The organism is Robiginitalea biformata HTCC2501, from assembly GCF_000024125.1.
Taxonomy (GTDB): Bacteria; Bacteroidota; Bacteroidia; order Flavobacteriales; family Flavobacteriaceae; genus Robiginitalea; species Robiginitalea biformata.
Genome location: NC_013222.1, coordinates 1893813 through 1918852, shown reverse-complemented (window position 1 = coordinate 1918852; position 25040 = coordinate 1893813). Strand labels below are relative to the sequence as shown.

26 protein-coding genes and 1 pseudogene are annotated in these 25040 nt (G+C 47.2%); 24 read left to right on the top strand and 3 right to left on the bottom strand.

Features of this window, described 5'->3' with window-relative positions; translation table 11 throughout:
• The first annotated feature begins 311 nt into the window (after nt 1-311).
• The 20 genes and pseudogenes from RB2501_RS08635 to RB2501_RS08525 all read left to right on the top strand — a co-directional run bounded on the left by RB2501_RS08635 (nt 312) and on the right by RB2501_RS08525 (nt 17805).
• A complete protein-coding gene (locus tag RB2501_RS08635; protein WP_148214323.1) occupies nt 312-1103 on the top strand; it encodes a DUF6090 family protein in 792 nt (263 codons plus the stop codon).
• 22 nt (nt 1104-1125) lie between these two features.
• On the top strand, nt 1126-1866 hold the full coding sequence (locus RB2501_RS08630; RefSeq protein WP_015754399.1) for a hypothetical protein: 741 nt from the start codon (nt 1126-1128) through the stop codon (nt 1864-1866).
• Nucleotides 1867-1959: 93 nt separating this feature from the next.
• Nucleotides 1960-2721, top strand: coding sequence for a DUF6090 family protein (locus tag RB2501_RS15820; RefSeq protein ID WP_015754398.1), 762 nt, complete (start codon nt 1960-1962; stop codon nt 2719-2721).
• A gap of 127 nt (nt 2722-2848) precedes the next feature.
• Nucleotides 2849-3697: an SDR family oxidoreductase gene (locus RB2501_RS08620; RefSeq protein WP_015754397.1), complete on the top strand. Its 849-nt coding sequence runs from the start codon at nt 2849-2851 to the stop codon at nt 3695-3697.
• A gap of 87 nt (nt 3698-3784) precedes the next feature.
• Complete coding sequence (locus RB2501_RS08615) at nt 3785-4222, top strand: hypothetical protein (RefSeq protein WP_238528061.1); 438 nt, start codon at nt 3785-3787, stop codon at nt 4220-4222.
• Nucleotides 4223-4660: 438 nt separating this feature from the next.
• Nucleotides 4661-4996 (top strand): zinc-ribbon domain-containing protein, encoded by a 336-nt coding sequence (locus tag RB2501_RS15990; RefSeq protein WP_083760700.1) that lies wholly within the window; start codon nt 4661-4663, stop codon nt 4994-4996.
• 67 nt (nt 4997-5063) lie between these two features.
• Nucleotides 5064-5699, top strand: a complete 636-nt coding sequence (locus RB2501_RS08605; protein WP_015754392.1) for a YIP1 family protein — start codon at nt 5064-5066, stop codon at nt 5697-5699.
• Nucleotides 5700-5889: 190 nt separating this feature from the next.
• Nucleotides 5890-6522: an NAD(P)-dependent oxidoreductase gene (locus RB2501_RS08600; RefSeq protein WP_041327664.1), complete on the top strand. Its 633-nt coding sequence runs from the start codon at nt 5890-5892 to the stop codon at nt 6520-6522.
• A 175-nt stretch (nt 6523-6697) separates the two neighbouring features.
• Entirely contained in the window at nt 6698-7612 is a 915-nt protein-coding gene (locus RB2501_RS08595) for a glutaminase (protein WP_041327118.1), read from the top strand.
• A 62-nt stretch (nt 7613-7674) separates the two neighbouring features.
• Nucleotides 7675-8298 carry a Pr6Pr family membrane protein gene (locus tag RB2501_RS08590; RefSeq protein ID WP_015754389.1) on the top strand — a complete coding sequence of 208 codons (624 nt, stop codon included), beginning with the start codon at nt 7675-7677 and terminating at the stop codon, nt 8296-8298.
• Nucleotides 8299-8417: 119 nt separating this feature from the next.
• Nucleotides 8418-9854: a nucleoside hydrolase-like domain-containing protein gene (locus RB2501_RS08585; protein WP_015754388.1), complete on the top strand. Its 1437-nt coding sequence runs from the start codon at nt 8418-8420 to the stop codon at nt 9852-9854.
• Nucleotides 9855-9938: 84 nt separating this feature from the next.
• Nucleotides 9939-10658, top strand: a complete 720-nt coding sequence (locus tag RB2501_RS15815; protein WP_187289153.1) for a DUF6090 family protein — start codon at nt 9939-9941, stop codon at nt 10656-10658.
• Between the two features lie 237 nt (nt 10659-10895).
• Nucleotides 10896-11933 (top strand): serine hydrolase domain-containing protein, encoded by a 1038-nt coding sequence (locus RB2501_RS08575; RefSeq protein WP_041327116.1) that lies wholly within the window; start codon nt 10896-10898, stop codon nt 11931-11933.
• A 98-nt stretch (nt 11934-12031) separates the two neighbouring features.
• A pseudogene (locus RB2501_RS16330) lies at nt 12032-12886 on the top strand (CPBP family intramembrane glutamic endopeptidase).
• A 589-nt stretch (nt 12887-13475) separates the two neighbouring features.
• Nucleotides 13476-14393, top strand: a complete 918-nt coding sequence (locus RB2501_RS08550) for a mechanosensitive ion channel family protein (protein WP_049764892.1) — start codon at nt 13476-13478, stop codon at nt 14391-14393.
• A 102-nt stretch (nt 14394-14495) separates the two neighbouring features.
• Nucleotides 14496-15278, top strand: coding sequence for an agmatinase (speB, locus tag RB2501_RS08545; RefSeq protein WP_015754381.1), 783 nt, complete (start codon nt 14496-14498; stop codon nt 15276-15278).
• A 26-nt stretch (nt 15279-15304) separates the two neighbouring features.
• Nucleotides 15305-15700: a VOC family protein gene (locus RB2501_RS08540; RefSeq protein ID WP_015754380.1), complete on the top strand. Its 396-nt coding sequence runs from the start codon at nt 15305-15307 to the stop codon at nt 15698-15700.
• Nucleotides 15701-15848: 148 nt separating this feature from the next.
• Complete coding sequence (locus tag RB2501_RS08535; protein WP_041327106.1) at nt 15849-16235, top strand: hypothetical protein; 387 nt, start codon at nt 15849-15851, stop codon at nt 16233-16235.
• A 75-nt stretch (nt 16236-16310) separates the two neighbouring features.
• Nucleotides 16311-17171, top strand: coding sequence for an HAEPLYID family protein (locus RB2501_RS08530; protein ID WP_041327104.1), 861 nt, complete (start codon nt 16311-16313; stop codon nt 17169-17171).
• A gap of 226 nt (nt 17172-17397) precedes the next feature.
• Entirely contained in the window at nt 17398-17805 is a 408-nt protein-coding gene (locus RB2501_RS08525) for a nuclear transport factor 2 family protein (RefSeq protein ID WP_015754377.1), read from the top strand.
• 149 nt (nt 17806-17954) lie between these two features.
• On the opposite strand, the gene RB2501_RS08520 is transcribed toward RB2501_RS08525, so the two are convergent.
• Complete coding sequence (locus RB2501_RS08520) at nt 17955-19007, bottom strand: sugar phosphate isomerase/epimerase family protein (RefSeq protein WP_015754376.1); 1053 nt, start codon at nt 19005-19007, stop codon at nt 17955-17957.
• A 285-nt stretch (nt 19008-19292) separates the two neighbouring features.
• Between RB2501_RS08520 and RB2501_RS08515 the strand changes: the two genes are divergently transcribed.
• Together RB2501_RS08515 and RB2501_RS08510 are read left to right on the top strand one after the other, a co-directional pair.
• The gene (locus RB2501_RS08515) at nt 19293-19748 is read left to right on the top strand and encodes a DUF305 domain-containing protein (RefSeq protein ID WP_041327103.1); all 456 of its coding nucleotides are present in this window, start codon (nt 19293-19295) and stop codon (nt 19746-19748) included.
• Nucleotides 19749-19777: 29 nt separating this feature from the next.
• Nucleotides 19778-20689 carry a TolB family protein gene (locus tag RB2501_RS08510; RefSeq protein ID WP_015754374.1) on the top strand — a complete coding sequence of 304 codons (912 nt, stop codon included), beginning with the start codon at nt 19778-19780 and terminating at the stop codon, nt 20687-20689.
• 47 nt (nt 20690-20736) lie between these two features.
• On the opposite strand, the gene RB2501_RS08505 is transcribed toward RB2501_RS08510, so the two are convergent.
• Together RB2501_RS08505 and RB2501_RS08500 are read right to left on the bottom strand one after the other, a co-directional pair.
• A complete protein-coding gene (locus RB2501_RS08505; RefSeq protein ID WP_015754373.1) occupies nt 20737-21594 on the bottom strand; it encodes a hypothetical protein in 858 nt (285 codons plus the stop codon).
• 74 nt (nt 21595-21668) lie between these two features.
• Nucleotides 21669-22238, bottom strand: coding sequence for a hypothetical protein (locus RB2501_RS08500; protein WP_015754372.1), 570 nt, complete (start codon nt 22236-22238; stop codon nt 21669-21671).
• A gap of 156 nt (nt 22239-22394) precedes the next feature.
• Here RB2501_RS08500 and RB2501_RS08495 point away from each other — a divergent pair, with 156 nt between their 5' ends.
• Together RB2501_RS08495 and RB2501_RS08490 are read left to right on the top strand one after the other, a co-directional pair.
• A complete protein-coding gene (locus RB2501_RS08495) occupies nt 22395-24329 on the top strand; it encodes a tetratricopeptide repeat-containing sensor histidine kinase (RefSeq protein WP_015754371.1) in 1935 nt (644 codons plus the stop codon).
• A complete protein-coding gene (locus RB2501_RS08490; protein WP_015754370.1) occupies nt 24326-24979 on the top strand; it encodes a response regulator transcription factor in 654 nt (217 codons plus the stop codon). The genes RB2501_RS08495 and RB2501_RS08490 overlap by 4 nt, the downstream gene beginning before the upstream one ends.
• The last annotated feature ends 61 nt before the right edge of the window (nt 24980-25040 follow it).

Sequence of the window (25040 nt, the reverse complement as noted above, 5' to 3'; positions counted from 1 at the left end):
AGCAATCCCATTGCCAGGGCAAGAAAAATAACAGGAACGAGAATGTATAAAGCCTCCTTGGGAATATCCATGAGTTTAAATTACGAAAAATCAGCCTGAATAACTAACATGCTTCAAGTTGCCGGAAATGCCCAAATGCCAACATCGGGCATGCCTGATTCCGTCCACTCCCCACCTATCCTTTTTTTCCCTAAATTGAACTGAAGTCAAACCCGGGAACTTCCCGGTTCCATGTTTGATTTGCTCTTCGGAGGCGGAGGCAGATACCTACACCGTCACGTCGGCCTCCATTATGACCAACCAATAACCAAATGATAAAATTCTTCAGACGAGTTAGGCGACAATTACTTGCTGAGAATAAATTCTCCAAGTACCTGCTTTATGCCATAGGGGAAGTTGTGTTGGTAGTGATCGGTATCCTGATAGCACTGCAAATTAATACCTGGAATCAAGAGCGTATCAATTCCAGGGAAGAGCAACGCATTTTCCGGGATCTGGCGGAGGAATTGGAATACAATAAATTTCTGGTAGAAAATGGGAGAAGTAAAATGATGGAAGTAGTCTATGCCGCAAAACGATTACTGGCCGGGATAAACAATGAGGATTCTACCTATAACGAGGAATCCCTCAACCAGGATCTTGATAAAATTACCTGGGTTTGGGTATCCGGAAGGCCAACCACCCTATACGACGTGCTTAGCTCCTCCGGCGATTTTAAGTTAATCTCTTCCCCTGAACTTCGCAAAAAACTGGCCGACCTGAAGCGCAATCAGGAATCCCTGATAAAGTTTGAAAAGATCCAAAGTGATTATGTCGATTTCCAACTTAGGCCATTTTTAAACCGGCATGTAGACAGGACCACTATTAGGACTATTCTCGTGGAGGCCAAATTGATTACCACCAAACATTCCTCGGTCTTTGAGCCAAATAATCCGGGCCTGGCACACAATAGGGAGTTTGCCAATTTACTAACCGACGTCATTTTTTTCACCACGAGGATTGAAGGAAACTACAACCGGATTGAGGACGACATTTCCCATATAGATTCGCTTATACAGGCCAAATACCCGAATTTAAATCCGGATTCCTATATCCCCTATTAAACGCTACTGAAACAAATGGCTGATGATCAATTTTTTCCGAAATATCCGCAAAAAACTCGCTGAGGAAAACAAACCCGCAAAGTATTTAAGGTACGCAATTGGGGAAATATTCCTGGTGGTCGTCGGCATCTTAATTGCCCTCCAAATAAATAATTGGAATCAAAACAGAATTGAAAAAAAGGTAGAAAAACGCTTACTGCAGGAACTTTTTGTAAATCTTGAATACAACGAACAATCCTTAAAATCGGACATAGCAGAAGAGTACAAAGCCGCACGATCGGTAAATCAGGTACTAATTATCCTGGAAAATCGATTGCCCTACCACGACAGCATGGATTATCACTTTGGCAGAGCTCAATATTCGCCAGATATCGTGCTGTCCACAACGGCATTTAGCTCTATAGAAAGCCGCGGTTTTGATATCGTCAGCTCGGATGGCCTGCGAAATGCAATTATCACGCTTTTTGACAATGATTATAAGTCCCTGGTAGCGAAAACGGTTCGCCTGGAAAACCAGTTTTGGCCCAGTTCCCTTTTACCTTTATATCACAAGTACTTTCGGTTAAAATCCATGGAAGGCAGTCCGTTTAATGACGGCCTGGATTCTACACCTGTGGATTATGAAGCGCTTTTAAACGATCAGCAGTATCACAATATGATTAAACACAGAGGCGGGTTTAGGTACCAGGCAGCAGCTTTGAAAGAAGATGCACTTGAAAAAACCGTTCAACTTAAAAATCAAATAAGGGAATATTTGGAATGAGAAAAAAAACGAAAAGCTGACAACGCGTATACTGTTTGCTGGTGCACAATATTCCCGGACACATTGTGCATCATAATGACCAACCGCTAACCAATGATAAAATTCTTTAGAAAAATTCGTCAAAAACTGCTGGCCGAAAACAAGCTCAGCAAGTACCTCCTCTACGCAGTTGGAGAAATTGTACTTGTGGTGATAGGAATATTAATCGCATTATCCATTAACAATTGGAATCAAACCAATTCTGAAAAGAAGATTGCAGAAAATTATATCGAGAGTTTAATAATCGAACTTAACTCAGATTTGAATTATTACAAGTCTCATAAGTTGCGCAATATGAGCCAGATAACACAAATAAATGATATACAAAATGCGTTAAATTCTATAGGAGTCAATAATTCAAAAGAAGATTTTATTTTAAAATTAATGGATGTGATGGAACCATTTCCATTTTCTCCGAAAACCGCAACGTATACCGATTTGGTTACAAGTGGCAATATGGGATTGATTCAACCGGAAACGATAAGGCAACGAATAATCTCTCATTATAATCTTGTAGATCAGATGACATTACATGTTAATAGAGAAATTGATTACAATTGGAACCACCTCCATCCATTCTTTAATGAGAATGGATACTTTGAGTGGAGAAATAACCCTAAAATATCTGTGGATTCCACAATAATTAAAAAACGGAAACACTTCCCAATCTTTGAACTTGAGAAGTCATCATTGGAATTTAAAGCAGTTGAAAATAATTTATATTTCCGCCAGCTAATGCTAACAACACGGTCCGGAAATCTTGATGAATTAATGACTTCAACCCAAGAATTAATTGACGTCCTCAATAAGAAATAAAATAACTATAGCCGCACAACCTCAAATTTCACCCAGGCACTTGAAGCATATCTCTATTTCTCCGGGAGTGTTTAAATAAAGTTCTAAATCTTTGAAAAAAGAATTGGAGGCATAAAAAAGCTAAACAATGAAAATAGCTGTAACATCCGCCAGCGGCCAGTTAGGAGCTGCCATTACCCGAGCCGTTATCAGGGAAATTGGCAAAGAAAATGTGGTGGCCATTGCGCGTACCCCGTCCAAAGCCGGGCATTTAGGGGTGGAAGTGCGCCAGGGCGATTACAACAGCCGCGAAGATTTTAACGAAGCGCTGAAAGGCATCGACAAGGTGTTGCTGGTATCGGGTATGGACGAACCACGAAAACGCATACGGCAACACCGCAATGTAATAGAAGCCGCAAAGCAGAATGGCGTGCGTAAAATTGTGTACACCAGCATTGTTGGCGATGATGAAAACACCGCATTCAGCCCCGTGGTGCAAAGCAACCGCCAAACCGAAGAAGATGTACGCAACTCTGGTTTGGAGTATGTGATTGGCCGCAACGGTATTTACATTGAACCCGATTTAGAGTACATTGACACTTACGTGAAAGAAGGCGGCATCATAAATTGTGCAGCCCAGGGAAAATGCGGCTATACGAGCCGCGAAGAATTGGGTGTTGCCTACGCGCAAATGCTGCTGAACGACCACTTAAATGGGGAGACGCTCAACCTGGTGGGTGAGCCGATCACGCAAAATGAATTGGCGGAATATATCAATCAGGTGTATGGAACTTCGCTATCTTTCAAATCGATTTCTGTAGAAGCCTACAAAAAAGAGCGCCGGGCAGCTTTGGGCGATTTTCTGGGAACTATTATCGCAGGGATCTATGAAGGGATCCGCAGCGGCGCCAACAATGTGCCATCTGATTTTGAAAAAGCTTCAGGCAGACCGCATAAATCTACTCTGGAAATGATTCAAGCATTTAAAGAAAACTAAACGCTGCCTCTCGCTGAATTTGTCGGGTTCGTTGTAGGCAGGACGGATTCATAACCCGGGGCTTAAGATGAAATAGCCGGATACATCGTGAACAGAAGAGAATTTTCAGTTGATATTGAGGCCGATAAAGCCACTATTTGGAAAGCCCTTTGGGAAGAAAATTCCTATCGGGATTGGACCAGTGTTTTCTTTGAAGGGTCTCATCTGGTAGCAGATAGTTGGGAAGAAGGAAACCATGTACATTTCCTGGGGCCTGACGGCAGTGGAATCTATAGCCGGATAGACAAGCATATTCCGAATCAAATAATTCGATTCAAGCACATCGGATTGGTGGAAAACGGAAAGGAACTCCCCTTAAATGATGAGGTAAAAAAATGGTCGGGAGCAACCGAAATCTACAGGATAGTTGAAGGAAAAAAAGTGAATACGCTTGTCGTTGAAATAGATATTATGGATGAACATCTAGAATCCATGACAAATGCATTTTCCAAAGCATTGGAGAAGGTGAAAAACAACTGTGGCTAACTAGAGACCAACCCCATTCCCCCGCTCCCCCACCTTCCATATTTTTCGCGAATTTCACTTTCAAATCAAACCCGGTGATCAAAGAATTAACCGGCTTAAGTGGGCTCCGGCTGAGGCTCGCTTTTGCCGATGTTAATTTTTCCTGCAAGGCAGGAAACCAAAAGTTGTTCTTCGCCTCCAGGCACCCTGCATTTGTTGCTAAATCCAATATTCACAAGCAACACTATTATTATGATTCGCAAAAACCCTTCACCCCTGACATATCATTGCGGTAATGCTTATGAGGTATCAGAAGTATCAATGGTTTCACCATCTTTAGAGTAAGCTACCATCAATAGCACTGCTCGGATGATAAGCAGCGTGCTAAAAATAAATACCTCAATTACAATTATTGGGTTCCGAAGGCGTTAATTATTTGATTCTAAATCTTATAAGCTTATGATCATCTTTGGATTGCGCGCCAGTAATATCGGCTCTGTTTCGGTAGAACAGTCTTCATGTTCTTATTGTCAAAATACAGCAACACAAAACATCACCCAATTTGGTAAATACTTCCACATTTTCTGGATACCTGTATTCCCTGTTGGAAAAAGTACTTTTAGTGAATGTGTGCATTGCAAAAGAACTATCCGAAAAAAAGAATTTTCCCCGGAATTGAAAAATACCTATGAAGGTTCCAAATCTCAGATAAAAAGACCCTTGTGGCACTGGGCGGGCCTAATTATCCTGGGTTTATTGTTTGCCGCCGTATCTATTCTTTCAACTATCCAGTAGGTTCTTATTTGCAACTTAACGCTTTATCAATGTCGGTCCGGGACCGGTAGCCGGAATATTTAAACTTATGGAAAACGCTTCCAAATTCTGGATCCAATTATTGGTATATCCTAAGGAATTCTTCAAATCTCATGTTCTAGAAAATAAACTTAAATACTTCAATTTTGCAATTGTTGTCTTCTGTCTTGGGTATGGAATAGACCGGTTAGAAAAGCAACTGGTTAAATTTGAAATTAGAGGAATCCTCGATAAGTTAGAATTTATAAATACATGGACTGGGTTTTGGCTGGTATCCCTGGCAATAGGAGCCATTGGCGGTTATATCCTATACCTCATAGGCGGTTGGTTTTATAATGTGCGGGTTAAATGGTCTGCAGGTGAAGGAAACTTAGAAAAATCCAGAGCACTTTACCTCTATTCAAACTTCTTCATAAGTCTGTTTATCATTTTAGACTCTTTGATTGAAACAATTATTTACCCCATTCCCTATGATCCCTACTCCTATCTGCAATCCTTTGAAATAATTGCAATCCCATTACTCTTTTTCTTCATTTTTCATAGCATATATATCAGCTATGCAGGCGTTACTACGATAACAGATGTAAAAAAAGGCAGAGCAATCATTTGGTTTTTAGTCCTTCCCATTTTAGTATACCTGGTTGTATATATTGCTTTGATTTCTATACTGTACAGCTACTTTTAATAAATTGTGCCCCCGCAACAACAATAATCTATCGCTTCGTTTAACTTCTTTGAAATTCCCTACTTTTAAATAAACAGGGAACTGGCTTAAATTCACACAAACTGGGGAGTCTTTTTTGGCGTTGCTGTATTCTCCCCCTGGAGGGAAGGAATTGCCGATGCGAAGCCAGCCCTTATTCAAGCATCGTATCATGAAGCTCTTTATAGTTGGGGGAACGGGTAAAACAGGCAGGAAATTGATTGAGCAGGGACTTGAGCGGGGGCATGTTATAACCGCGCTGGTTCGAAATCCCGGGAAAGTCAAAATAAGCAATCCGAATCTGAAAATAATCCAAGGAAATGTGCTGGCCCGGGAGAGTTTCGAATCATCCCTTAAAGGACAGGACGCGGTGCTTTCAGCACTTGGGCATAAAAGGTTCATCATTCCGACAAACATCTTATCGAAAGGGACGCATAACCTACTACTGGCCATGAATACCCACAGGGTCAGGCGGCTAATTTGCATCACCTCGCTTGGCGTGAATGACAGTCGGTTTAAACTCGGTTTGTATTATACGCTATTCACAATTCCCGTAATCCTTTACTTTTACTTCCTGGATAAATCCAGACAGGAAAAATTGATCATGAATAGCGACCTGGACTGGACCATTGTCCGGCCCGGGCAATTGACCAACGGAAAAAAAAGGACGAATTACAGACACGGGCTGTCGGTTGGAAGTTATATCCTGACTAAAATGATCTCCCGGGCAAGTGTCGCGCATTTTATGTTGAATCAACTCGATGACGAGACTTATATCAGAAAAACACCGGGAATAATCAATTAACGCATGTAGCCAATACAATTCTAATAGTAAGGTTTGTGCCTGTGCACGCCGCCGCACCATCAACATTGGATTGCAGATTGGGATTCTGACTAATGAACCCTCCAAACCCATGAATAACCGGGCCTCCGGGTTCCAGACCCTGGCCGGAAGCGTCATGTAAACCTTAAGCAGACAGATGAATTTTGAAGAATTAATCCGGGATGTCTACCATCAGATAGCGAATATGGAAGATCAGGGGGAGGTGGCATCCTACATCCCCGAATTGGCAAAGGTGGATCCCGCCAACTTCGGGGTGCACATTTCCACAATTGATCATCGCCATTTCGGCTCAGGCAACTGTTATGATAAATTTTCCATTCAGAGTATTGCGAAAGTCCTTGCCCTGGTGATGGCCTATCGCATTGTGGGCGATGAAATATGGAACCGGGTGGGCGTTGAGCCATCGGGCACAGCTTTTAATTCGCTTGTCCAACTTGAAACTGACAGGGGCATTCCCAGGAACCCGTTCCTGAACGCAGGGGCAATCGTGGTCTCGGACATACTATTAAGTAAACTGAAGAATCCACGGGAAGATTTTATCGCCTTTGTTCGAAGCATTACCAACAACACTTCGTTGGATTATTCCAGGCGAATCGCCCAATCCGAAAAAGAGGTAGGCTACAGGAATGTAGCCCTGTGTAATTTCATAAAGTCATTCGGCCAAATTAACAATGAACCCGTGGATGTCCTGGATTTCTACTATGACCTCTGCTCCCTGGAAATGAGCTGTCAGGAACTCTCCGGGTTATTCCTGTTTTTGGCCAATAATGGTTGCGATGTAAAAAGCAAGAATCCTGTGTTGAGCGAAAGCCAGTCCAAAAGAATCAATGCGCTGATGCAAACCTGCGGATTTTACGACGAATCCGGGGATTTTGCCTTTAAGGTGGGGCTGCCCGGGAAAAGTGGTGTTGGTGGGGGCATTATTGCCGTACATCCCGATCAGTATGCGATTGCGGTTTGGAGCCCGAGATTGAATAAAAAAGGGAATTCCTACCGGGGGATGAAATTTTTGGAGGAATTTACCACCCGGTCTGAATTATCCATATTTTAGGACGGCTCTTTGCGATATATCTATCACATGCCAATAAGAAAACCGTTGGCACAGATCAAAAAATGAAAAGAAAATCTGAAATATTCGGACTCTGTATCGGATGGTTCGCGGTGCTGTCCCAGTTTGTTTTAATGATCCAGAACCGACAAGCCGATATCACTGAAACGGTGATCCGTTTCTTCAGCTTTTTTACCATCCTGACGAATATCCTGGTCGCCTTGTTCTTTACGGTTTCCGCCTTAAAATCAAAGAGCCGGCTTTCCCGGGTGCTGTTGATGGATGGTTCCATAACGGCAATCACTGCACTGATACTCATCGTGGGATCGGTTTATCAGCTAGTCCTAAGAAGCATATGGGAACCCACCGGGCTGCAATTAATTGTCGATGAACTCTTACATACTATTACGCCCTTTTATATGCTCGGCTATTGGTTTTTTAATGTGAATAACGCGGACTTGCAGCTAAAAGCCGTTTTAAAGTGGTTAGGGTATCCCCTGGTGTATATTGCGTTTATTACGATCCGAGGTGGTTTTTCCGGTTATTATCCCTATCCGTTTTTAAATGTCAGTGACATCGGATATGAAAAAGCATTATTGAATACGGCCATTATTTTTGCCCTCCTGCTAGTGCTATTTATGGCCTTATCCTTTCTTGGTAAAACTGTCATTAGAACAAGGCGCATTTAACTCCTGACCCTACAATTTTGAGGTGAGAACTTTCAGTTCTCGACCCGGACAATGACCTGCTGGCCGTGCCAGGTAGTGCCGTTAGTCAGATAGAGAAACAAACGATATAAATTAAGAATATGACAGGGATAAGATTATCGATTGCAATTTTTTTAATCGCTTTTTGGGGTTCGGATGTACCTGCCCAGAGTCCTCCAAAAAACAGGGTGATCATATTAACCGACATTGAAGCGGACCCGGATGACACACAATCCCTGGTCAGACTTTTTCTGTACTCCAATCAGATAGATATTAAAGGGTTGGTAGCTACTACTTCCTGTTGGCTTACCGATGAAGTGAATCCGGAATCTATAGTCAAAGTAATTGAGGCATACGGTAAGGTCCAGCCTAATCTGCTTAAACATGAAAAGGGTTTTCCAGGCGAGAACGAATTGCTGGGCCTCGTAAAGAGTGGGTTGCCAAAATACGGGATGACAGGTGTTGGCGAGGGCCTGGATTCGGAAGGTTCAGAATGGATTATTCAGGAATTGGAAAAAGATGATGACAGGCCTTTATGGATTTCTGTATGGGGCGGAGTAAATACTCTGGCGCAGTCTCTTTTCAAAATCGAAAAAACAAATAGTAAGAAGAAGGCCAAAGAGTTGATCTCCAAACTCAGGGTATATACCATTTCAGACCAGGATGATAGCGGTCTCTGGATCCGGAACAATTTTCCGGATTTATTCTATATCGTGTCACCTGGCGACGACTATGGAAGTGCCACCTGGACCGGTATAAATGGTGTTTTTAATGGAATCGACAACAGCACCATCAGCAATGCATGGTTATCTGAGCATATCCAACAAGGGCACGGCCCGCTCGGTGCGGCATACCCTGACGTTTCCTGGGGCGTGGAAGGGGATACACCCGCATTTTTATCACTGATTCCAAATGGGTTGAATAACGCCGAACACCCCGAATGGGGAGGCTGGGGAGGTCGCTACGAATTGTATCAGCCAGATTTTTCAAAAACAAAGGAAGGGGGTTCTATAGTCAGAATTGGCCCTGAAACAAGACCCATTTGGACAAATGCCACAGACCACTACATACGCTATATCCCTGATGCATATGGACGGAGTGTAAAAAAAGACACAACTGTTTTCAACGGGTACAAAGAAACCCTATGGCGGTGGAGGGACGATTTTCAACATGATTTTGCAGCGCGAATGGATTGGAACATAATGCCATTTGAAGAAGCCAACCATCCGCCCATACCCATAGTATCACACCCTGAAAAAATGAGCGTGAAATCCGGGGAATCTTTTATGTTGGATGCTTCGAATTCAACGGACCCTGATGGTGATAGTTTGAGTTTTTTATGGTTTCCTTACCCCGAAGCAGGCACTTATAAAGGGGAGTTTGAACTCAGTCAACCGGAAAATGCCCATAGAATTCACGGAGTAGCTCCCAGTGTAAATAAGGCCGAAACGATTCATATTATTCTGAGAGTGACAGATAAAGGAACGCCGTCCCTGTCCAGATATCGTAGGATCATCCTACAAATAGAACCTAAATAGTAGAAACACAAACCATTGTGCCTAATTAGAACCAACCGCTAAACAATGATAAAATTCTTCCGGAAAATCCGACAGCACCTAATATTGGAAAATCGTTTCAGAAATTATTTTATGTATGCGGCGGGGGAGATTATTCTGGTTGTCATCGGCATCCTTATCGCCCTGCAAATCAACAACTGGAATGAAGGCCGAAAAACGGAAGCCTTTGAATTGGAAATGCTTCGGTCTTTCAAACTGTCGTTACAATCGGACATGGCCGATATAGACGGTAATATTGAAATCCACAAAAGAAGTCTAAAAGCATGCGACTCAATTCTAGGGTTTTTGGAGTCTTCTGATGAGATCGATGAGGAAACCCTGTCTCGCCTCTTTTCTGAGGCCTTTTTCTCCACCCGCTTCGTGTATTCCACGAGTGCTTTTGAGTCGTTGAAGTCACATGGCGTTAACATCATCTCCGACAAGGTCTTACAAAAGAAGATCGTTGATGTTTACGATTCCCGGTATCGATTTTTTGCAGTTTCCGAGAATGACTTCATGGATAACTACTGGTTTGGTCTACAGCGAATTTATCCTACCCGATTTGAAGCGGGCCTGAATTACGACCTCAATTCCCCGGGGTATCCGGGAGACTTGCGCCCCGTAGACGCTGATGCCTTGAAAAGTGATGCGGAATTTATCTACTATCTTAAGACATTTAGAAATCTGACAAATCTCTTTATTAACTTTCAATACCGAGGTTTGCGTTCCGATGTGTCAGAACTGCTGGACTTAATAGATAAAGAATTAGAGAAAAGAGAAGAATAACCAGCGACAGCGAAACTTTGCGTTTCGTAAGCAGGCCCCCGGGGTCCGCTCCGATACCAAAAGCGCATTCACTGGCATTAACCACATGAAGCGAACTCTGTGGTTGATTCTATTTTTTCCTTTTCAATTGTACATTCGTTTACTGGCATTTTGCTTGGGCAGAGCATAAGCAGTATGGAATCAACTGCTTGTATTAGCCGCAACCCGTTAAGAATGATGCATACAAACCCAGTTCCAATGAGTAAGAATCGAAAAAAGCAGCTATTCAGGATAGTGCTATTTGCTGGCACGGCAATCTCCCTGTTCTTTGTACCATGGCTTTTGGTGAAGGCGTGGATACTTCCGCTGCCCGATACCGTCCAGGATCAGTTGGACCAGGCCATTGGCCACGGATTTGACGGTATGGTTGTGTATGTGGACCAGGCGGGGCAACCCCCGCAGTATTTCGCTTCGGGCTGGCACGACAGGGACGCCCGGATACCTGCCAGGCCCCAGGCCCTGTTTAAGATTGCCAGCATCAGCAAATTGTACGACGCTGTGGCGGTTACCAAACTGGTGGCCGGCGGACGGCTTTCCCTGGATAAGACCCTCGCTGATTATTTACCGGAACTCGTGGGAACAATCGAAAACGCAGACAAGATCACTTTGAGGCAGATGATCCAGCACAGAAGTGGCATTCCCAATTTTACGGACGCCCCGAATTTTTGGGCCGATCCAACCGAAACCTTCGAAGAAAGCCTTGCCCTGATTGAGGGCAAACCGGCCAACTTTGAACCCGGAGAAGATTATGAGTATTGCAATACGAATTACCTGCTGATCAATAAGATCATGGATGACGTGCTGGGGTTTGAAAACTTCCGATTCATCCAGGAAGAAATCCTGGTGCCGTTAAACCTCAACAACACTTTCGCTTCCCTGAGCAAAGTAAATACAGAGGATGTGATGAGTGGGTATCATGTAGGGTATCCCCATGATTTAAAGACAAACGATTTTGGCATGCACGCCACCGCAGAGGACGTGGGGACTTTCCTGAGGGCATTGAACGACGGATCGGTATTTGAACAGGGGGAACAGGAAATCTATGCTTCCGTCTATGAGTATGAACATTCCGGTTGGGTTCCCGGATACCAGAGTTTTGCAAAATACCATAAAGATTTGGATGCTGTTATTGTTGAATTCTACAGCACCACCGACCCAAAACTGTACAATTGGAACCTGTCTGAAATCATCAATAACCGAATTGTCAAAATCCTGAAAAGGCGGCAAAAGTCGTAACCGGTTCCATATGGCAGAAAAATACCCGGAATCCCTCCCTTACGGCGCCATGTAACAATAGCGGTATCCCCTCGTCTAAAAAGAGTAACCAAACCAATATGCCCAAAGACCGGCCCGGGGGTAAAAAAGCCTGGAAAACCATCTTTATTTTCCTGGCAATTACTGCCATTACAAGTTCGATATTCCATAACGCAATCGTCCATTTATATCCTTCCAGTATATACATTGGCGCACTTATGTGGTGTCCGGCCTTGGCCGCCTTCGTGACACTTAAATTAACAGGAAGATCCGTCTCTACGCTTAATTGGCATTGGGGCAACTGGAAATACATTCGCCTGTCGTATTTCGTTCCAGCCTGCTACGCCTTGCTGACCTATCTGCTACTCTGGGTTCTTGGATTTGGCGGATTGGCCAGTGGGGAATTGGTTTTGGACTGGGCCAGAGAACTTGGGTTGATGGGAATAGGGTCACTCACTCCGGCCTTAGCGGCAATCATCGCTTTTGTCTTATTGGGAACTGTTGGCGTAATACGGTCCATGGCAACGACCTTAGGGGAAGAAATCGGATGGCGCGGGTTTTTTATTTATGAATTGCGGAAAGTGCTTCCTGTGACGGGCGTTTCGCTTTTCAGCGGAATTATCTGGGCATCCTGGCACTGGCCACTTATCGTGTATTAAGGGGAAAATGTCGCGTTGGAAATGACCACGTTTTATGTGGTGATTATTTCGATGTCGTATATCATGACCTATTACACTTTTAAATCCAATAGCCTTTGGCCGGCCGTAATCTTCCACGCCGTAAGCAATGTATATATTCAAAAGATATTTCCGCCGGTCACAACTGAGGTCGAAGGTGCGGAATACTGGCTTGGTGAATACGGGATTATGTTTGCAATTGTAACTTGTGTATTTGGCATATACTATGGGCGAAAGGCCATTCGGGAGAAATTGTGATAGGATTCACGGGCCCGGTAATGGGTTTACGCCTTTCCGATCCTATACCCCCCTTGAACTTTTTTCCCTAACTTTAATTGGTTATACGTCGGTTTTATAAGGAAAGAATACTAAAAACTTTCTGCGGCACCAGGTATAGCTATATGCTTATAGGACGGAAAAACCTGGCTGCTGCTTTTTTTTAGAACCAGCCAGGCATATAACGTTGTAAATCCTACTCAAGAAGGCACCTATGAATCCAACGGGAAAACTCCTTACAATTAAGTTGTTTCACACCCTTACTTGGATCTTTTTTGTAATTATAATTTTATATGTGCTTTATTCGGGCCTTGCGAACCGGGTTAATCGCTATGCCTGGCTTGGCATTGTATTGGTTATCGGTGAAGGAATAACCCTTCTGGTTTTCAAAATGTTTTGTCCCCTAACCAAAAAAGCAAGGAAATACTCGGACACCGACAGGGATAATTTTGATATTTTTTTGCCCAATTGGCTGGCAAAGTATAACAAGCTGATTTTTACATCCATTTTTTATTAGGTGTATTACTTGTGGTTTACTGTGCGGTCTCGTGAATTTAACATTCAAACATTGATCGAGGAAATAAATAACTGGTTTGCCCAATACCCCATCCTTGCGAGCCTCGCTAAGTACCTGGTATGGATCGTACTGATATTCTCAATCGTTACCTGGGTTAGAAGGGTTCTCAAAAGGCGGCTCCCGGATAATTCGCTTCGCTATAAATCTCAAAAAGGCATTGAAATTATCGGCTATTTCCTTGCTATCCTGGTTTCCATTACATACTTCTCAGGCAGCATAAAGGACTTTGGGCTGGCCATTGGCTTACTGACGGCTGGCATAACAATAACCCTACAGGAACTGATTTTGAGTATCGCCGGGTCCTTCTACATCTTCTTTGTCCGGGTGTACAAGCCGGGCGACAGGATTGAAATAAATGGGATTAAAGGAGACGTCATTGACATTGATAGTATTTATACCACCATGATGGAAATAGGTCAGTGGATCTCCAGCGATAACTACAGCGGACGTATTGTTAAACTAAGCAATGCTTTTGTCTTTAAGGGCCCGGTATACAATTATTCCAAAGACTTTCCCTTTGTCTGGGACGAATTCAATCTGCCGATACGATACGGATCCGATATGGAATTGGCGAAAGATATCGTAATATCCGTCGCACAGAAACACCTATCGGAATTCGTGAGGGCATCGGTGTCTGAGTGGAAACATGTTGTGGAAAAGTATTATATCGAAAACGCACAAGTAGAGCCCACATTGGCTATCACAATGACAGATAATTGGATTCAGTTTAACCTGAGGTACATCGTTGACTACAAAAAAAGAAGGTTTACCAAGCACCTGCTGAATGAAGAAATCGGAAAACGAATTCAGCAGACAAAGGGGAAAGTTCTTTTGGCTTCCGCAACGTTTGAAATCGTAAATATACCAACGGTAAATATCCATGACAAAACGTCAACAAACAAGAAAAACTAAACGCATTAACATTTGGGCAAGGTGTTTAATCATTTCCAGAGATAACCGTACGATCGGCAGTACAAGTAGATTCGCTGCGGTGTTGGCAAAAAATAATACGAATTGAAGAAAAGAATATTCATTCAGGGAATACAGTTCGATGAGAAATCGTCCTACCAGCAAGGTCCCAAACTCGCGCCCCCGAAGATCCGGGAGGCCTTGTACAGCGGTTCCTCCAATTTGTATACCGAGGCCTTAACTTCGATTGAAGATTCGCGGGTTGAGGACAAAGGGGACTTTGAAATCGACGGGTATTTCGACATCGAGGCAATTACCGCAACGCACCTGGGTCAAAACGCCAGGGTCCTTACCCTGGGCGGGGACCATTCCATCACGTATCCCATCATCAGGGCGTACTATGGGCAGTATCCGAAATTGGATATCCTCCATATCGATGCGCATAGCGATTTATACGACAACTACGAAGGCGATAAGCACTCCCACGCCTGCCCGTTTGCCCGGATTATGGAAAACGGGTTGGCGGCGAAGCTGGTCCAGGTTGGCATCCGGACCCTGAATCCCCACCAGGCAGCGCAGGCAGAAAAATTTGGGGTGGAGGTGCATCAGATGAAAGATTTGGATTTGTCTGCACTGCCCGAGTTCAGCAATCCGCTATATATTTCCCTGGACATGGATGCCTTTGACCCCGCCTTTGCCCCGGGGGTATCCCACCACGAGCCCGGGGGATTGACTTCCCGGCAGGTCCTGGACCTCATCCGGCGAATCGATGCGGAAGTGGTGGGGGCGGACATTGTGGAATACAACCCAAACAGGGACTTCCAGAATATGACGGCTTTTTTGGCAGCCAAGATGATGAAAGAAATATTGGGTAAATTGATGCAATAATAACCCTACCCCTCAAACCGTAAATTATGAAAGTCACACTCATCAGCATCCCCGTGCAGGACCAGGAAAAAGCCTTGCAGTTTTACACCAAAAAACTGGGTTTCCTCAAAAATAAAGACATCCCCCTGGGTGGCGGCAACCGCTGGCTCACCCTGGTTTCCAAGGAGTGGCAGGACGGGCCCGAATTGTTGCTGGAGCCGGCCCCCAACCATTTTGAGCCGGCCAAAGTCTATCAGGATGCCCTGATGGAAGCGGGTATGCCCTGGACGCAATTCGACGTTGAGGATGTGGATGCAGAATACAAGCGCCTCACCGAACTCGGCGTAAGCTTCAGCGTGAAGCCAACCGAAGCGGGTACCGTAAAGTATGCCGTATTCAACGATACCTGCGGCAACAATATCCAGTTGGTGGAGGAATTGTAAAAACACATCCCGATTAAAGCCGCCGGAAAGTCGCCGAGAAGCCAACAGGTTCCAATCCATGGGGGTGGACCCTCAATGCGCAGGATTCGTATTGAAATCATCGGAGGCCGCATATAATAACCGGCAAAAAATACGTTACAGGTAAATGATGTTGGGTAGAATTAGAAATAGCGGTACCATCAAATACCTGTGGGGGCTCATGGGGCTTTACCTGCTCAACATCAGTGTGGACACGGCAGACCCCAACCCGGACCATATCACAGAGGATTTATCCTTCAATGACCAGGAGAGTATTATCGAAGTGCTGGTTGAGATGGTATTGGGGTTTGAGGACGCCTTCAAAGAACACTGCGACCCGGATCACGAAGAACATAACGCGGGAAAGAATGTTAAAATCGACTTCCTGGTTTATGAGATCCAATCTGTCCACCAGGCAGCAACCCACCCTGCCGAAAAGAGCAATCGGTTTCCCGACTACCACGCCCGATTGACCAATGGCCACAAGGTAATAGACAGCCCCCCACCCAAAGTTTGATTTGTTTTTATGGGTTACCTCCCCTTTCCGCAGCGGACAAGGGGCAGCTTTTCATTCACTTAAAACAAATCAAAAATGAACATCAAAAAAATAAGGATGTCAATCCTCTTATTGGCATCTTCTGCAACGTGTATGGCCCAACTCACGGATGCAGAAAAAGACAGTCTCTACATTCACCAAATCGAAGACCAGAAAGAACCCGATAAGGTACTGCACGCCGAACCGCTGTATATTGACCTGATCCGCGATTTGGGAGCCCGAAAAGGCGAAAAAGAATGGAACCTGGGGTTGGGACTCACCGATAATTTAAGATTCGATTCCTATGAGGGGTTGATTGAATATGAATGGGCCCCTGCAGACCGATTGGGTTTGGAGGTGGAGCTTCCCTTCACCTTTTATTCACCCGTCAATGGCACTGCTAATGACTCGGTCCCGTCCAACCGGCTGAATAGCATAAAAATTGCAGCCCAGTGGTCCTTTTTTGTCAACGAGCCCATGGCGACATCCATGGCATTTGGGTACATCAATGAATTTGAGCTATCCGACTTCAGGGCCTTTGGAAAACCTTTCCTGAGAGGAAATATATACAACCCCTTTTTGGTTGTTGCCAAACGCTGGGGGAACAACTTCCACTCATTGATCTACACGGGTCCGTTGGTTGAGCAGGATTTCAGAACAAACCGGTTCCATACAACCTATGATGTCAATACCAGTTTCCATTATATGATTCCGGGGACAAGGAACTTCATCGGGGTGGAATTTAATAAATCAATCAGCCGCGGAAACTTTGACATGACCATGAGACCCCAGATGCGGTTGGGTATTGCCGATAATTTACTGATTGGAATAGTCGCGGGGATCCCAGTTAGCAGGGAAAATGAACGATTGAGTTCGTTTGTCCGGTTGATCTGGGAACCCGGACATCCAAAACGATAAGCGATACTATCTGCAATGTACAAACCGTGAATTGGCTAAAGATTCAAAATGCCTGATTCAGCGGTCTCAGAGTGGCGTGCGGGCGGACAGCATCAAATCCTGAAAGCCCGCACTCGCTTATTGAGGGCCTGGTGAATCTGCCACCTGGTTGAAGACTTATTGAAGTTAAGTACTGCACATGCCGTCCGTATTTTTGGTATATTCAGCTACAAACAAAACCAATAAAATGTCAAACAATCAAAACACCAAAATCATCGAATCCATTTATAACGCATTCTCCACCGGCGATATGCCCACCGTCCTGGGCTTGATGCATCCCGGCATCGAATGGAACGAGGCGGAGAGCAATTCCCTGGCAGACGGCAATCCTTACAAGGGCCCGGAAGCCGTCCTGGAAGGCGTATTTGCGCGCCTGGGGGAAATCCACGAATATTTTGGCCTGAAGGACATTCAAATTCACGGGATGGACGACAACAAGGTCCTGGCCACGCTGCGCTACGAGGCCAGGGTGAAGGAAACCGGTACGGCCTATAATGCCCAGGCCGCCCACCTGTGGACCCTGGATGACAACGGAAAGGTAATCGCCTTCCAGCAATTTGTAGATACCAAGAAGCTGGCAGACGCCGGGGCGTAAAACAGCTCCTTTTTATGCCCATGGTTCAATTCTTTCGAAAAATCCGCCAACAATTGCTTCGGGAAAATCATCGGGACCATCGATTCACAAATTAGAGCTTAAAAGCGCTGCGTGCACACCCCGGGCAGGGCCATCCGCCCTTCTGTCCATCAATCCATTCCTTCCATGGCCCCGGTAAGCACCTCCACAGTCCGTGCGAAGCTCTGTTCGAGCATCTGCTTCGCATCCCACTGCTCCCAGTAGCCGCGGTTGAAGAGCTCCACGGAAAAACCGCCCCGGAAACCGGCCTTGTATAGCTTTGGGATCACCTCGTGGAATGGGCAGGCGCCCTCCCCGGGCAACACGCGGTCCGCATCGGTGAGTTCGTTCCAGGCAGGGGTAGCGGGGTAATCGTTCATATGCATGACGGGCATCCGGCCGCCGTTCAATACGTCCAGGGTCTCCCAGGAATTGCCGCCCCGGTGGACGTGGTAAATGTCCAGGAGCATGGCCGCCTTCGGGTGGCCTGTAGCGATGGTTATCTGTGCACAGTCCGATACCCGGTGCAGGGCGCCCATGCCCCAGAGTTCCAGGAGCGGCACTACGCCGGTTGCGTCCCCGAGTTCCAGGATGGCGCGGTATCGCTCAGCGTATTCGCCAAATTTGGCCGGGTCGAGCCGATCCATGCCCATCACCGGGGTGGCGATGTAGCCACCGCCCAGGGAGGCGATGATCTCCATCTCTTCCCGGAGTACCTCCAGGGCCTTGGCCCGCTCCTCTGCATCGTCATTGCACCACTGGGAAAAACCGATGATATTCTCCAGCAGCAGGTTGCCGGCTTCCAGCTGCTCCTTCAGCTTTGCAGTCGTACCCCCTTTCTCCAGGTAGGCCCGGATGTCGCGCATCCACAACTCCGCCCCGTCAAACCCTGCCGCGGCGATCATATCTACCTGCTCATCCACCGGAAGTTCATAGGCCATCAGCGTGGAGGCATTCAGGCTGACGCGGAAGGGCAGGTTGTGCTTGGCACGAATGTCCCTGTCAAGCGGCTGACTGCCGGGACGGAAATTGGGCTGTGCCCCGGACAGGTGGATATCCGTGGCAGCCGACCGATCTCCCGCTTGGGACGGGACCATGGAAAGCCCCATACCGGAGGCCAGGCCCAGGGAGGCCGCCAGGCCGGTTTTCAGTACGTTTCTTCGGGAGTGGGAGTTGGTAGGCATATCGGCTTATTGGTTGGGTTAGCAGGAAATTTGTCTGAGTGGCCCAATGTACTAAAATATCTGAGATCCGGTTACAAGCCCTCCCCCGTCATGAATGCCCAGTTCAATGAGATGAAAGCCTTGTGCAATTCACTGATTGGATTGATCGACGGGGAATTACAGCACGAAACACTGTGATACCGGCTCCCATGCGGCCTGCCTTTTTGTTATATTATCATCCCGGGATTCCCGGCCATAGCCCCGGGGCATTTCCGGAAGGAAAAATGTCAAATTAAAACCCACTAGATGAATCGATCCAATTACACCACCTTCGTACTTATGTTGCTATGCTCGGCGATATCGATGTATGTCACCATGTACTTCAACACCTATGAATTCAGCCACGTCTTTTTCAGCTGGACGCGTCTGTATATGACATTGATCGGGATCGGGGGTATGGCCATTATCATGTTCCTGTTTATGCGCCATATGTACAAAAACAAGCAAAAGAACATTGCCGTCATTTTGGTCAGTGTGTTGCTGATGGTCGTGTCCACCTACCTGGTGCGGCAGCAAATCCCCATCGGCGACGTTAAGTGGATGCGGGCGATGATCCCGCACCATTCCATCGCCATCCTCACCAGCAACCGGGCCGACCTCAAGGACCCGGAGGTCAAAAAACTGGCCGAAGAAATCATCAAAGCCCAGGAACGGGAAATCGCCGAGATGAAGCGGATGATTGAACGACTGGAAAATGATTAATTTAGTCAGGTACACTATGTAAGCGCCATATGAAAACATTATCTGCCGCCCTGCTGGTGGTCCTGGCCATCTCCTGCAAGGATTCCAAACCCGGGGTTTCAGCTGACCAGGCGGAAACGGGATCCGGGAAAATCGCCTTCGTCACAGACAGGGACGGAAACCCGGAGGTCTATATCATGGATGGTGACGGGGCAAACCCGGAGAACCTGACCCGTCACGATTCTTTGGATTTCAGCCCTTCCTGGTCTGCGGATGGCACCTCCCTGAGCTTCTATTCAAAAAGGGACGGCAATGCGGAGATTTATCGCATGGACCTGCAAACACGCCAACTGACCCGGCTCACCAACCATCCGGCCACAGACGTCCTCCCCGTACCTTCCCCGGATGGAAGCCAGATTCTGTTTATGAGCGACAGGGATTCCCTGAGCCGGAATGTATACGTAATGGATAAGGACGGGTCGGGTATCCGGCAGCTTACCAGAAATGCCGCCTATGAAGAAAGCCCCGAATGGTCCCCGGACGGTTCGCAGATTGCATTCACCCGCCAACTGCGGGATTCCTCCGATACGTCGCACGCCGGCAATGGAGAAATATTCCTCATGGATGCGCAAGGCGGCGGGGTAAAAAGGCTGACGGACAAGGAAGGCTATGACTCCGGGGCCAAGTTTTCCCCGGACGGCTCAAAAATTGCCTTTTACGGCGCCCAGGAAGACCAATGGGACCTGTATACCATCAATGCCGACGGAACAGGCCTGCAGAACCTCACCAACGACGCTATCGAATGTTATTCCCCCGACTGGTCGCCGGACGGGGAATGGCTCGTGTACACGGCAGGCTCAAAAGGGAATTACAACATTTGGAAAATCAATATCCGCACCAAAGAACGGGTCCGGCTAACCCGGACGTCCGGCCGGAATGAAGCGCCGTCCTGGGGCAGGTAACTCACTGGATATTTGCATTTTGCGAAGGAGGATGTTGTAGTCCCGTCTCAGTGTTTGACGATTAAACAATTCCCGGAACCCGTCCATCGGGTTTGTCGGGTACCTTCCCCTTCCGTCCAGTATCCCGTAAAAGTGGTTGGCGAATCAAAGACAAAGCGGACGCGCCCCCAACGGCTTCCGCCCTTGCGGCCCCAGGTACCTTCATACACCCATTCACCATTTTTCTGGTGTAATTCCCCGGAAAGGGTTTTATCCCGGCTGCCGTAATAGCCCTCAGACCAATTGACGGCCCCGTAGGAAGACTCCCAGACGCAATTCAGGTTGGGTTTCCCGCCTGCCTGTAACGAGGGGGTTCCCGCAGGGTCTGCCTGGAACACATAGATAACCTTGTGCAGGCCGGAACCAATTACAAATTGCAAGGCGGTTTGGGCAACATCCTTCTTGGGTTCATAGACCATGGGAACCACCGCGGTGCGCTGCCCGGGATTCCAGTCATTCACCCCGGTATAACCATTGTACCCTTTCGAAATATGTATATTACCGTTATATACATAATCCGGATAGGCCGCTATATTGGGTACGCCCCCGGCTCCCTGCAACGCAGCTATTTTCCATTTTCGCGTGCAGGGTGTATTGCAATCTTCACAGGCCAGCGTTGCCAGGAAGGTCTCCCCTGCCTGCAACTGAGTAAGCGATTTTGAGAATGTCACCTTAATTTGGTACCCCCCGACACAGCCACCGCCGTAATCGATGTTAAAAGCCATAGTGCCGCCGCGTTCGTTCATATGCGCTTCCACTGAAAATCCCGGACTGGGTTCCTGCAGGATATCCACCAGCCGGACCGATTGACCTGAAAGTAACTGGAACGAAATCACGCTCGCAATAAGCAGTATCCATTTTTTCATATCGAAAACTTTAATCTGGGTTGTTCATAGTTCTTCGCCCTACCAGGCAGATCACTCCCTGCAGATCACTCCCGTTACAGGGCCGGTTCAATGGTCACCGTCACATCCACCGTAATCCCAACCTTAAAATCGACCGGGTTGTTGACCAGGGTAGCATAATAGCCGATGATAAACCCTGCAGAATTCCTTAAGCCGTTTTCCAGGGCACTGAAATCATCTTCCAGAATAAAAAACTCGTTCCGGAAATCCGCTTCTGCAATCCGGGTTCCCTGTTCCGGGAGCGGGTAGGTGTGGACTGCCATGGCACTTGCGTCCACGAGACTAAATCCTCCCTCCAGCAGAAAAGCCTCTTCGTTGCCCACAAAATCCTTGTAGTTATATCGGATTCTGTTCACCCGGATCTTCTTGATTTCGGCCCCTTCGGCCAGGTATTCGGCAATATCCGGGTCGTTGTCGATGCGATAGGTGGCCAGGTCGGTTTCAACGGAAATCGCATCGTTGGAATCGCTTACCGCTGTTTCACTTACTATTTCAAGATCCCCGGCAAATGATATTGGAACATCGAATTCCAGCAATTCTTCCACGGCCTCACATCCGAGGAGCGGCAGGGAAACCAGCATCAGGATCGGTACAATTCTTTTCATGATTCTTTTGATTTAATAGACTGAGTGAAATTTAAAACACCTGTCAATTGAAAAACCTACCTAATCCTAGGTATTTGAATAACAACGCCATAGAGTACTTTTGGAAATGGCTGCCGCAGAAATGCAGTACATCATTATTTTGTAATTTAAGATCGTATGCCTGCAAAGAATATTTGGATTGCCCTATGGCTGCTTCTCTCTGGAACGAGCCTAATTGCCCAGAAAGCCGACCCCGGCTTGCCGGACAGCCTGCTCCGGCAACTCGCCCTCACAACCGACAGCGCCCGCCGAGCCGGGATTTACCTGGAGCTTTCCGGGTGGCATGAACGCCGGGATGTCGCATTGAGCCGGAAATTCGCCGAAATGGCCCTGAATACGGGAACCGATTCAATTCAGCCAGAAGCGTATAATAAAATAGGCCGTTCCTACTTCTACCAAAACCAACCGGATTCCGCTATCGCCTTTTTCTTGCGCTCTACAGAGGCCTTCGAAGCCCGCGGAAACCCGAACAAAGCAGCTGCTGTCCGAATCAGTGCCGGGGCGGCACAAATGCGACAGGGGCGCTATCAGGAGGCCCTGACGGCATTTTTTGAAGGCCTTGGGTATTTTGAATCTGCCCGGGATAGTATGCAAATGGGAAAAACCTATAACAATATCGCCACAATTTACGGGGAACTCGGCGATGTGGACCATGCCATCGAATACGGGGAAAAAGCCCTCGCTATCTTCCGTCAATACGGGCTTGCGCAATTCCGGCTCATCACCCTGCCAAACCTGGCAGGACAATACGCACGGCAAGGAGATACCCTCAGGGCAAGGACCTACTTCCGGGAGGCGGAGAAACTGGCGGGGCAGATGGACGAACCCTTCGCACTGGCCCGGATTTACAACAACCTGGGCAACCTGTACCTGGATTCGAATCGGGACTCCTCGGAATACTACCTCAACCGGTCCCTGGAAATTAAAACCCGGCACGGCATTGAAGACGGGATGGGCACGCTCTACAACAACCTCGGGTACCTATACCTGAAGCAGGGCCGCCCCACTCAGGCTGCCCGGTACCTGGAGCGCGCCCTGGACCACGGGCGGGGGGCAAATTCGGCTACCATTTACACGAATCTTGCACAAGCTTACGAAGCCGCCGGGAACAATGTTCGGGCACTTGCCAGCCTCAAACGGGGCATGGCCATCAAAGACAGTCTGATGGAGGCAGACTACCGAAAATCACTGGCCGAACTTTCCTCCAAGTACGAGTCTGAACGAATGGCCGCCGAAATGCTCTCGCTCCAGAACAACTACCTGCAAACCGACATCAGGCGAAAGCAGAACCGGAACCTGTTGTATCTGGCTATCGGAATCCTGGTACTGCTCGGGGTCACCACCTATTTTATGGTAAAAAACGCCAGGCGTAAACGCATTATCGCCGAGCAGCAAAAAGAGCTTGAGCACCAACGGGCCGAGTCGCTGGTGGGCGAACTGGAAACGGTCAGTCTCGACAGCCTGATTGAGGGGCAGGAAAAAGAACGGCAACGGATTGCCGAGGAACTGCACGATAGCCTGGGCGCCAACCTCTCCGCCTTGAAGCTCTATGTAGAAGAGGTCAGCGGGGCGGACCCGGTCCTGCATAAGAAGTTGCGCATGGCCCTGGACCAGTCTTATGAGGATCTCCGGAACATCTCGAGAGGGAAAAACGGTTATGTTTTGATCGACAACGGATTGGTGCCTGCGGTTCGGGAAATTGCCCGTCAGTTAAAGTCCTCCCGAAAAATCCATGTGGAAGTGACCAACATCGACCTGAACAAGCGCATTCAGAACTCCAGGGAATTGCAACTCTTTCGCATCCTCCAGGAGCTGCTGACCAATACGCTCAAACACGCAGATGCCAATCAGGTAAGTATCCAGTTTTCGGAGGATGACGGCCAACTCCATGTGGTATACGAAGATGATGGCAAAGGCTTTGATCCCGGCAAGGTTAAGAAGGGCCAGGGCCAGATAAATATCGAAAACCGGATCCGTAAAATGGACGGAAACCTCGTTGTGGAATCCGAACCAGGGGAAGGAGTCAACGTAATAATTAGTGTCCCGATATGATACGGATAGCCCTGGTTGACGACCACCGCCTCTTCCTGGAGGGGATCCGATCCATTCTGGACAGAGAGATTGGGCTTGAGGTACACGCCTCGGTGGGCCAGGGCGTCGAACTTCTCAATTTGCTGAAAACCACCCGAGCAGATGTCGTACTGACGGATATCCGAATGCCCGGGATGGACGGACTTTCCCTGACCCGTCAAATCTGCCGTTCCTTCCCTAATACCCGGGTTATTGCCCTGACAATGCTGGATCACGAACAGGATGTAAAGGACCTGCTGGACGCGGGCGCCAGGGGCTACCTGGTGAAAAACGTCGAAAAGGAGGAACTTGTCCAAGCGATCCACACGGTGGCCCGGGGAGACTACTATCTCAGCCGGAAGTTCCGGCCCATCTACAAGAACTGGAAATCGCAGGAGCCCCGCCAGGAATCGGTTCGCCTCACCCGCAGGGAACGTCAGGTCCTCGAACTCATCGCCCAGGGCAGGACGAGCCAGCAAATCGCGGAATCGTTGAAGTTGAGCCGGTTTACCATCGATACGCACCGCAAAAACATCCACAAGAAAATGGGCATCCGAAGCAATATTGGCCTTCTTAAAGCTGCCTCCAAATGGCTTGGCCAGGCACCACAGGATACGGATAACCGCCAGTGAATAAGGATTTCGTAGTATATTCCCAATTAAATTCATCTGCTTACGCCCTTGAATTAATTTG